Genomic DNA, 10,540 nt, shown 5'->3' with positions numbered 1-10,540 from the left:
CTTCCCGATGAACTTGTTCGATATTGGATTGAAGTACTCGTTGGTAAACGTGAGATTCGTATCGCTGAGTAGTTCGCCGCCGCCAGGAGAGAAAATCTAACCTTTCTGTTATATACTTTTGGCAACAACGACAATAAAACTGTCGCCGTGGAACTCTCAGATAAACCGATTGTCCAAAGCTTGGTAAATCTCTGATTAGAATTGGTCGTTCTTGGTTAATTTCTTGCGTGGTTTGGGAACAATAGGTACAGGAAATTTCAGGAGCTAGTATTTTGAGATGAATACATATATATTCTTCGACCTGTGTATGACCTTCTACAGTTACTCCTGGTAACTTGAGAAGAGAGTCGAGAGGGGATGACATGGCTAGTTTCTCAATTAAGAAAAATTCTTCAACACAAGTGTTATTTTTACCAGAAACAATTTATCCTGTAAAGGACGGTAGAGTCGGATTGAAGCCTAGTCTTGACTCTCCGCTGTCGCTCCGAGTCAAGATCAAAGCTAAGAAGTATCAGGAGTAATATTAGTAAAACTTATCACCATAAATCCCAGAGAGCCTCATGTTTAGCCGTAATAATCAAGATCGGTATCGAAGAACCTTGAGAGCGTAAGCGTTGACAGATCTTGATCCCATCCAGCTTGGGCAACTCGATATCGATGAGTAGCAAGTCATAGGTTGTGTCTTGGGCATATTCCCAGCCAAGCTGTCCATCCTCAGCTAAATCGACGATGTAGCGTTGACTGGTTAGGGCTTGCACCAAGATGTTTGCCAGAACCTGATCATCTTCGATCAACAAGATTCGCATCGATAGAGCACCGTTCTCCAGAAATTGTTTTCCCTAGTGTCGGGGCGATTCATAAATCATACTAAATCTGGGTTAACTCTGGAAGGAAAAAGGTTTCAAGGAAAAAGTATCCAAGGGATAAAGGGAGTAACAAAAGCGAATGGGGTATCACCCCGACTTGAGAATCACTTATAGGGCAAAATTCAAAGATATTCTCGATTTGGAACGGATGAAATCAGGCACCGTTACCATGAACAAGGTAAAATGCAATGCTGCCGATTTACTCATCCAAGCCACTGAGACAATGCAAACTATGGCAGAACAAGCCCAAGTCAAGCTCCTCACTCAACCTTTAACGGTTGAACTATGGGCAGATTGCGATCGCCTCTTACAAACCCTCACCAATCTACTCAGTAATGCGATTAAATTTTCTCCACCAGGCAGCACTGTTTGGTTAACCGCTCAGATGCAAGCTCAAGATAAGATAATAGCCAACAAAGACGAACATATCAATAGTACCACTGTCTCAAACAACCAAATCCCCCAACATCTCACCTTTCCCCACCCAACGTTGCTCATCTGTGTCAAAGATCAAGGGCGAGGTATTCCCATTGATAAATTACAGCTCATCTTCGAGCCGTTTCAGCAAGTCGATGCATCTGACTCCCGTCAAAAAGGAGGAACAGGATTAGGTTTAACGATTTGCCGGAATATTATTGAGCAGCATGAGGGGCAAATTTGGGTTGAGAGTGTTTTAGGTCAAGGAAGTAGTTTCTACATAGCCTTACCCCTAATGCTGAGAGCGTGAAAAGCTACCTGAAAAGTAGGCAAGGTGTCTGTGACAAATGACCAATGACAAATGATTAATGCTAATGACAAAATCTGTTTTGATTGTTGATGATGAGGAAGATGTCCGGGCGATTACCCAGTTAGGTCTAGAAATGGGGGCGGGTTGGCACGTACTCACCGCCTCTTCGGGTCAGGAAGCCCTGAACAAAGCAGCCAACCACCAACCTGATGTGATTTTACTCGATATGATGATGCCTGATATGGATGGGCGAACAACTCTGCAACGGCTAAAGGCTAATCCTCTAACCCAATCTATTCCCGTCATTTTAGTCACCGCAAAAGCCCAACAGTTGGAGGGAGAAAGCGTGGCTGACTTACAGGTTGCTGCTGTCTTTGCTAAACCCTTTCGCCCTCTAAAACTAGCGGAACAAATCAGTCAAACATTAGGTTGGATTTGATTCAAAACTACGCCATACGCCGACTAAGACGCCTTGTACCTCTACCTTTTCTGTTTCTACTTCTATGGGTGGATAATTAGAATTAGCAGGTTGCAGGGTGATCATATCCTCTTCCCGATAAAAATGTTTTAGTGTTGTGCCGTATCCTTCGACTCTAGCGGCGACAATCTGACCATTTTTCAGTTGATCGGGTTCAGGAACAGGTTGCATAATCACCAAATCCCCTTCTCGAATTAAGGCTTCAATCATGCTGTCCCCTGTAACCCGGAGGGCAAAATTACCCGGTTGGGTGAATAAACCGGATAAATCAATCCGATCCATCCCATCGGTAAAGGGTTCAACCATACCCCCCGCCGCGATCGCACCCAGTACAGGGACTCCCGATACCGTACTACTCAGAATCCGAATTGTCCGGGCTTTTCCTTCTGTCCAGTCAATGTACCCTTTATTGCGTAGATGTTCGAGCCGACTCTGAATCGGTGCGGGCGATCGCAGATTCATCGCTCGCATCATTTGCCGGATTGAGGGCGCATGTCGGGCTGTTTGAATATAATCAACGAGCCAATCATAGAGTTCTTTCTGGGCTTGGGTGAGGGGTTCCATAATCCTACAAATTACACTCTTGTTTTGACGTTACAGGTCGCGGGTGCAGATGGCTCAACCATTCGACTAGCCCGTCTTTATGGCAGTCAATCTGCCCTGAGACGGGCTAAAAGCGGTATGCAAATTTCTTTGCATATCTAGGTAAATAGGGTCAAAATGCATAGCTATAACAAACGAATACTATTTACTATAAAACATTAGTAGTACTAATGTCCTATCCTTGTCCAGTTAAAAGCAATTTTTATAGTTTTGACCCCCATTCGACGACCGTAGGGGTTTGGTTACCAAACCCCTACGGCTTACGTCAGTATTCCGGTGGAACCACCCCACCACCTGTAGGGGCAATTCTTGACACTCCCCCTGCTAAGAGACGTAGCATGCTACGTCTGGAACATTGCTCCCTCTGCTCCTAGAATCCCTGGAGATCCCTCAATCAGCGCCTAAAAGACTAGCGAGTAAAGCTTTCTGGGCGTGCATCCGGTTTTCGGCTTGATCCCAAATACGCGATCGCGAACCTTCCATCACCTCTGCGGTAATCTCTTCGCCTCGGTGGGCGGGCAAACAGTGCAACACGATCGCATCCTGTGCCGCTAGACTCAAGAGTTGTTCATTGACCTGGTACGGTAGAAATACAGGAATTCGCGCATCGGCTGACGCCTCCTGACCCATACTTGCCCAAACATCGGTATAAATCACATTAGCGCCCTTAACCGCTGCCTTAGGATCATCCGTAATCGTCACTTCACTCGATACCGCCAGTTGTTTAGCTCGATCTACAATTAAACTATTCGGTTGGTAAGCTGATGGTGTGGCAACTCTGATATTCATTCCCATGAGGGCGCATCCTACCATGAGTGAGTGAGCCACATTATTACCATCTCCCAAGTACACTACCGTTACACCCGCAAGTGACCCAAAGCACTCTTGAATGGTCAACAAGTCTGCCAAGACCTGACAAGGATGTTCTAAGTCAGTCAGGGCATTAATAATGGGAATCTGAGCATACTCAGCAAAGGTTTCTAATTCTTTTTGCTCAAAGGTGCGAATTGCCAGGATGTCCAAATACCGATCCAAGACCCGGGCTGTATCTACCACAGGTTCTCCCCGACCCACCTGGGTGACATTGGGGTTCAAGTCAATCACCTGACCCCCCAGTTGGTACATTGCCACCGAAAAACTGACTCGGGTTCGGGTCGATGCCTTATAAAACAAAAGCCCTAACACCTTATTGCATCGCAGGTTAACCTGCCCGGTTTTCAACTGGGTAGCTAGATGCAACAGTTCGTGAATTTCACTCGCACTCAGGTCAGCTAAACCTAAGACGTCTCGTCCTTTTAATGCCGTCATGTTCCTTCTCCGATGACTCAGTGGATCGGCGCTTGCCAGAAAGCACGTTGGCTGGGGCAATCCAACCCAGCACCAATTTTTACCGATGTCAGTCTCCTACGGCTACCCAGGTTTTGGCAAGAAGCACCGTCCTAAAAATTTAGCAGATTTTTATCGGATCAGTTGAATTTTGAGGCGGATGATGTAAAATATCAGTTTTTTTCGGAAGCGTTGAGAACCGATCGCCAATATTACGTCTAGATCAGCAATAGAAGCTGTGAGTTGGCATTGACTTGATGAAATCGATGCATTTAACCATCCCAAACTCTAAACCTTATGAAACGCTCCGTCATCCTTCTGTGTGTCGTTGCCATCATTAGTACCAATCTCGGTTTTTTCTATCTGGCATCTGGCTATCTCACTGAAGAATTTTATCCCACCCAGAAACTCCTCTGGCTGGTTTTGAGCCTGGTGAGTCTGAGTTTAATTTTGGCACTCCCGATCGCCTTCGGATTGACTAAGGCGTTCGCCAAGGTTCAAGATGATGCCGAAAACCCTTTGTTGGGTGAAGTTCCAGCATTGCTACCGTTTCAGGATAACCCGAATCTGAAACGATCAGGCGATCGCACTCCCTCAATGGTCGCGGCTAAACTCGCCACGAACCAAGCCCTAAATACCAATAATGATGCTACCCCTTTTTGGGACAAGCCCAAGGTTCTCAACCAGACATTTAACCAAACGCCAACATTTCGCGATCGCCTCCAAGACATGGCTGAATATTTGTCTGATGAAGACCTTAATTTTCTTTCACAGGAGCCAAATACTAACCCTTCTGCGTTGATGGCAAAGGTTAAGCGTGTTGCCAATTTTACCGATACCCTTTTCGATGCCCTCACCTTAAAGCCAAATCCTCCTCAATGTCTCTATCAGTCAGTTGATCTACGCTCCATCGCTCAAGAGGTGTTGGAGCTTTGTCAACCCTTGATCCGCCCAAAACAATTACAATTACGTAACTCCATTGCAATTGATTTCCCTCAATTCAATGCTGATGCCAATCAATTGCAGCAAATTTTGTATAACTTAATCATTGACATGATTAAGTTTACCGAAAAAGGCGCGATCGACATTTGTGCAACTATCACCCCTGATCAATTAGAACTGACTGTGGCGGATATCGGCATCAGCATTCCGGCAGAGCAATTACTGGAGAATGCTTATAGTGCCACAATCCAACAGTATAGCAGTACCGCTTTAGGATTGATTTTAACCAGACGTTTGGTCGAACTCAACGGCGGTCAACTCCGAGTTGAATCAATCGGTAACCAGGGTTCACGCTTTATTTTGACGCTCCCCATTTCTGGCAATCAACAAACCCAATTGGCGGCGTCTGTGAAAAACCCTCTCTCTCTAGTAAAAACCCTCCCAAAAATATCAGCCGAATTTAAATCATCCACAGATTTAATCCAATCATTTAAAATTCTAATCGTAGACGATGAACTTGTCAATTGGCAGACCCTGATTGACTCGATCTTGTCTTCTCAATCTTACGTCATAAAACAGGCATATAGTGGTAGACAAGCCTTGGCAGAAGTCGAAAAAGGCTTTAAGCCTGACTTGCTGATTGTGGATGCAGTAATGCCCGAAATGCATGGCTATGACCTTTGTCAAAGCATTCGCCGTTTTTTCTCAGCCAATGAATTGCCAATTATTCTCGTTGACGATAAAGAAAAACCACCGGAATGGAAAAAAATTTGGAGCTACCGTATCAATGATTATTGGACTAAGCCCCTTGACCCCAATGAGATGATTGCCCGGATTAATCCTTATCTGAAACTTACCCAAATCAATGCAACCTGCGACCGCTTCATTCCGCCTAAATTGCTACAGATTTTAGGATATACCAACCTCAGTGAGGCTAAATTGGGGGATTGCGTTCAAAGGGATATGACAATTATGTTTGCTGATATTCGGTCATTTACTACCCTATCTGAGAAAATGTCACCCCAGGAAAATTTTGATTTCATTAATAATTATTTTAAGAAAGTTGTCCCCACTATTCGCCAGCACAATGGTTTTGTCGATAAGTACATTGGTGATGCCGTCATGGCAGTCTTTCCGGAAAAAGCTGAAGAAGCATTGGACGCCGCGATTGAGATGCAAAAACAGATCGCCATCTATAACGGTAAGCAGGAAAAAAAGGGAAACCTGCCGATTTCGGTTGGCATGGGACTCCATAGTGGTAGTCTGATGCTAGGTACTATTGGCGAAGAACAACGGATGGAGGCAACAGTGATTTCTGATGCCGTGAATCTGGCATCTCGTTTGGAAGGATTGACGAAGATTTTTGGGGCGTCGATTATCTTTAGTGAAAAGTTTTTGCTGAGTCTGGATAATCCCCTAAGCTATAATTACAGATTTTTAGGGAAAGTTCCTGTCAAAGGAAGGAAAAAAGCCGTCTCTGTTTTTGAAGCCTTTGATGGTGAGCCGCTGACGACGGTTAATCTAAAAATTAAGCATCGAGGTAACTTTGAGTTGGGGATTCATCTTTTTTATAGCCGAAGATTTGCCGAAGGATATAAAATATTTAAAGAAATTTGTCGAGAAAATAATCAGGATAAAGCAGCTCTGTTCTATATGAAGCGCTGCCGCAAGTTCGACAAGCTTTGGATGTGGGGGCAATGGGATGATTTTAATAGCAAGAGATATCAATTTTGAATTATGATTGGAGGAGCTTCCGGCTCCCCAAACCAAGTCCGCCTGGGCAGATTAACATAAGATTAAGAGTTTGGGAACCCGGGGGGAGCGAAGCTTGCCGAAGCGTCGGCGGGTTTCATTTGTGTAGCTGCGGTTTCAACCGCCCTATTGAGAATGGAGCAAGATCTCAGTTTAAACGGACATGATATAACTGTGCCAATCCCCAATCCCCAATCCCCAATCACTAATCCCCTGTTCAAATTAGGACTTGCCTTAGTGAATCTGGGATTATCTGTTGCGCCTGTGATCATGTCTAGTCCGGTTCAGGGAGCGACAAAAATCTATATTCCCTATGGTCCTTTAGAATTTTCTCTGCCTATTGCGGCACTAGAAGTTTACGCCACCGAGGGGAAAATTGAGCCGGAATTGGCGTTTTATGCTAACTATGTGGAACCGCAACAGTTAGAACGGTTGCGGCAAGTTTTAGTCACACCTATCGATGTGAGCCCAGTCGCGATCGCACAGTTTCTCTATTCGCCTCAAGGAGAAGCAATTCTGGAACGGTTGGGGGAAGTGATTCAAACCAAAGCCGGTCAAGAGGGATTCTATGCCATTCGCGCTGCATTAATCAAAGCGGCGGCTAAACCGGAGGGGCTAACGTTATTAAATGTACTGCGGGAGTTTCCCACCTATGGTATAAGGATTAACTCTACCCGTAGTTTTGAGATTATTGAAGAACTGTCTCGGTTGAGTCGGCAAACGCAACAGGCAATAGTCGGGGTGAATCAGGAGGCGATGGCGGAAATTCAAGCTCAGATAGAGTCCGAGTTTCCCCAAATGCTACCCAACTTTTCCGAATTACCCGACTTGGCGGAACCGGGACCGGTTGCCTATTCTAAACAAACCCTGACGTTGAGTGATCCGAGTCGAGGACGCCGATTTCCAGTGGATTTGTATTTACCCTCTTCTGATATGGCAAGGGTTGGGTTGACTCCCCTAATTGTAATTTCCCATGGACTCGGTTCTGATCGGATGACGTTTGAGTATTTAGCGCAGCACTTAGCGTCTTATGGCTTTGCCGTAGCGGTACCGGAACATCCTGGCAGTAATGCGGATCAATTACAAGCGCTGAGTCGAGGATTAGCCAGTGAGGTGACGCCGCCGTCAGAATTGATTGACCGTCCCTTGGATATTACCTTTTTGCTCGATCAACTGGAACAGTCCGATCAAAGACAGTTAAATCTGGATAACGTTGGTATATTGGGTCAATCCTTTGGGGGTTACACCGTTTTGGCGCTAGCGGGTGCTGAATTTAATTTTGAGCGATTGCAGCAAGTTTGTCGTAATTCAGAGGATTCCTTAAATGTATCGCTGTTGCTGCAATGTCGGGCATTAGAATTACCCGTGGCGGACTATGACTTTCGTGATCCACGGATTCAAGCCGCGATCGCAATTAATCCCGTGGGCAGTGCTATCTTTGGTGAATCTGAGTTTGCTCAGATTCAAATCCCCCTGATGCTAATTTCCGGGAGTAATGATACCGTAGCACCCGCCCTCCCGGAACAGATTCAACCCTTTACTTGGCTAACCATGCCAAATAAGTATTTAGTATTGCAGAATAAAGGCACTCACTTCTCTAACCTGGGTGTCTCGACAACGGCGGTAGAATTACCACCAGAGGTGATGGGTCCTGATCCAGCAATTGCTCAAGCCTATACGCAGGCGCTGAGTGTTGCCTTTTTTAAAGCCTATATTGTGGGTCAATCTGAATACCAGCCTTACCTCAATGCGGCTTATGCACAATTCCTCACCCAAGACCCCATGCCTTTGAGTTTAGTGGAGTCTTTAACCCTAAATCAGCTCTCTGAACAGACGGATGAACAGAGGAACTCCTCGCCCTCACCACAAGCACCGCTTTTAATTCCCCTTCCGTAAACTTATGTTTCAGATTTTTGTAGTTTTTAAACAAATATAAAAGACTGTATCAAGGGGTTGTCTCTCTCAGAAATCGTGCTAAATTAAATATAAAGCTACATAACTTCTGGTGACAGATCAAACAGCTTAGTCTACAAACGCTAGAATTAGGAGGAAGAAAAAACCTGTCTCATCTAATATCTGTCTCATCAGAAGATAGCAACGAAAACCATAACAGCAGCAACATTCATCGAGAACGTTGACATTTCCTCAAATAGAACCTAAGAAGCTGCGTGACTGACATGAAATTGTCTTTGATTGTTCAGTACCACTTCAAGTTTCATTGCCCAAAGGAGGAAATCACTCAGCCAGTATTGTTTGAATGTTGCTGTTTGTTTCAAGATAAATATTTGAAAATCAATTAAAGCATCCAAAGAATTGTTGTGATTGCTAATGAAATCCAAATTACCACAATATTTTGTGACAAAAATGCGGCAGATATATTGACGAATGCAAGGATTTTTGAATTTAAACAAATCGGCTGGATTTACCTCTCACGACTGCGTGGCAAAAGTGCGGCGTCTGCTGCGCCTGAAGCGAGTGGGACATGGGGGAACTTTAGATCCAGCGGCTACGGGTGTTTTACCGATCGCACTGGGTAGAGCCACCCGTTTGTTACAATATATGACCTCAGATAAGGCATATCGGGCGACGATTCGGTTGGGAGTGAAGACAACAACCGATGATTTAGAAGGAGACGTGGTGGCGAGTGCTTCTGCATCTGGGTTAACCCAGGAGACAGTTTTGCCGTTCCTGGAACAGTTTCAAGGAAAAATCGAGCAAGTCCCCCCCATGTACAGCGCCATTCAGGTTCAGGGGAAGCGGCTGTACGATTTAGCCAGAGCGGGTAAAACGGCGGAAATTCCGACGCGAAAGGTTGAAGTGTATCAGATTGAGGTGTTAGATTGGCGTCCAGGGGAATTGGCGGAATTGGATGTTGCGATCGCCTGTGGTGCAGGAACCTATATTCGCTCCATTGCTCGTGATTTGGGAGAAGCTCTCAATACTGGCGGAACCTTAGCCTCTCTGATTCGTACCCAAAGCAGTGGATTTAGTTTAGAACAGAGTTTAACCTTAGACGAATTGGCACAACAGGTAGAAGCAGGAACCTTTAATCCTATTCCAGCAGAAGCTGCGTTAGAACATTTAGGGAAGGTTACGTTATCAGCAGATGATGCTCGTCGTTGGTGTCAGGGTCAACGTATTATCCAAAAGGCAGAAGGCACAGATCACAAGGGAGAGGGTAATGAGCAAGGAAATGATCACGGTTTAGATCAACAGGATATGACCGATCAAGATTCCTCGACTGATTCTGCTGGCAATATCCGACGAGTTTATCACGAAAATGGGACATTTTTGGGTATTACTCAGGTGATTGAATCAGAATGTGAGTTAGTGCTTGCGCCTAAGATGGTTTTGGTAGATTGATACTCTTTATTTGAAATGTTTTCTGCCGATTCACCTGAATTGCCAGAGGCAAAAATTGCAACAAAAGATACCTTTGAACAGGCAGTTTTGTGCTATCACTTTGGTTTTTCTACACAAACAGATCCCCGACAACTTCTACGAAGTCGGGGATCTTGCTTAGATGAGTGTACCTCATCAACCACCAAATCTGCTGTATAGCAGTAGACACATTGATGAGGAATTTCCGAACCGTTGTAGAGACGTTGCATGCAACGTCTGGAACCAAATGATGCGTCCTAACCGCTATGGCGATTGCTATAAGTAGAGATGCGCTGCAAGAAGCGTCTTGGGGTATGTAGAAATTTGACATCCTCCCCCGGCTAAAGAGCGCGGGGGATTCCTCACCACGCCACCTTTTTAGGGGTGGTCGCTGATTGGGGTTGACGCTTCGCTGAAGGTTGCCTCCAAATGAGGTCTTACACCCTCTCCACGTCCGTTTATAGT

General features: G+C 45.2%; 9 protein-coding genes and 1 pseudogene. 6 read left to right on the top strand and 4 right to left on the bottom strand.

Annotated elements, in window-relative coordinates; all coding sequences use genetic code 11:
- A partial coding sequence (locus RID09_RS03575) for a transposase family protein (RefSeq protein ID WP_446334577.1) occupies nt 1-364 on the bottom strand: 364 nt, incomplete at its 3' end.
- A 172-nt stretch (nt 365-536) separates the two neighbouring features.
- Nucleotides 537-806, bottom strand: a complete 270-nt coding sequence (locus RID09_RS03570; RefSeq protein WP_446334576.1) for a response regulator — start codon at nt 804-806, stop codon at nt 537-539.
- Nucleotides 807-993: 187 nt separating this feature from the next.
- On the opposite strand from RID09_RS03570, the pseudogene RID09_RS03565 reads away from it, so the two are divergent.
- Nucleotides 994-1,593 (top strand): annotated as a pseudogene (locus RID09_RS03565) (sensor histidine kinase); the annotation flags it as partial.
- 64 nt (nt 1,594-1,657) lie between these two features.
- Nucleotides 1,658-2,032 carry a response regulator gene (locus RID09_RS03560; protein ID WP_446334578.1) on the top strand — a complete coding sequence of 125 codons (375 nt, stop codon included), beginning with the start codon at nt 1,658-1,660 and terminating at the stop codon, nt 2,030-2,032.
- On the opposite strand, the gene lexA is transcribed toward RID09_RS03560, so the two are convergent.
- Together lexA and argF are read right to left on the bottom strand one after the other, a co-directional pair.
- Nucleotides 2,018-2,635, bottom strand: a complete 618-nt coding sequence (gene lexA, locus RID09_RS03555) for a transcriptional repressor LexA (RefSeq protein WP_446334575.1) — start codon at nt 2,633-2,635, stop codon at nt 2,018-2,020. The genes RID09_RS03560 and lexA overlap by 15 nt on opposite strands.
- 429 nt (nt 2,636-3,064) lie before the next feature.
- Nucleotides 3,065-3,982 (bottom strand): ornithine carbamoyltransferase, encoded by a 918-nt coding sequence (gene argF, locus RID09_RS03550; protein ID WP_446334574.1) that lies wholly within the window; start codon nt 3,980-3,982, stop codon nt 3,065-3,067.
- A gap of 12 nt (nt 3,983-3,994) precedes the next feature.
- Here argF and RID09_RS03545 point away from each other — a divergent pair, with 12 nt between their 5' ends.
- From RID09_RS03545 to truB, 4 genes are all read left to right on the top strand, one after another.
- The gene (locus RID09_RS03545) at nt 3,995-4,117 is read left to right on the top strand and encodes a hypothetical protein (protein WP_446334573.1); all 123 of its coding nucleotides are present in this window, start codon (nt 3,995-3,997) and stop codon (nt 4,115-4,117) included.
- Between the two features lie 180 nt (nt 4,118-4,297).
- The gene (locus RID09_RS03540) at nt 4,298-6,676 is read left to right on the top strand and encodes an adenylate/guanylate cyclase domain-containing protein (RefSeq protein WP_446334572.1); all 2,379 of its coding nucleotides are present in this window, start codon (nt 4,298-4,300) and stop codon (nt 6,674-6,676) included.
- Nucleotides 6,677-6,829: 153 nt separating this feature from the next.
- A complete protein-coding gene (locus RID09_RS03535; RefSeq protein WP_446334571.1) occupies nt 6,830-8,590 on the top strand; it encodes an alpha/beta hydrolase in 1,761 nt (586 codons plus the stop codon).
- 489 nt (nt 8,591-9,079) lie between these two features.
- Nucleotides 9,080-10,057, top strand: coding sequence for a tRNA pseudouridine(55) synthase TruB (gene truB, locus RID09_RS03530; protein ID WP_446334570.1), 978 nt, complete (start codon nt 9,080-9,082; stop codon nt 10,055-10,057).
- Nucleotides 10,058-10,540: the final 483 nt, after the last annotated feature.

It is taken from the genome of Coleofasciculus sp. G1-WW12-02 (assembly GCF_040219735.1).
Classification (GTDB): domain Bacteria; phylum Cyanobacteriota; class Cyanobacteriia; order Cyanobacteriales; family Coleofasciculaceae; genus Coleofasciculus.
Note: the sequence above shows the minus strand (reverse complement) of the source record. Positions and strands in the feature narration are given on the sequence as shown.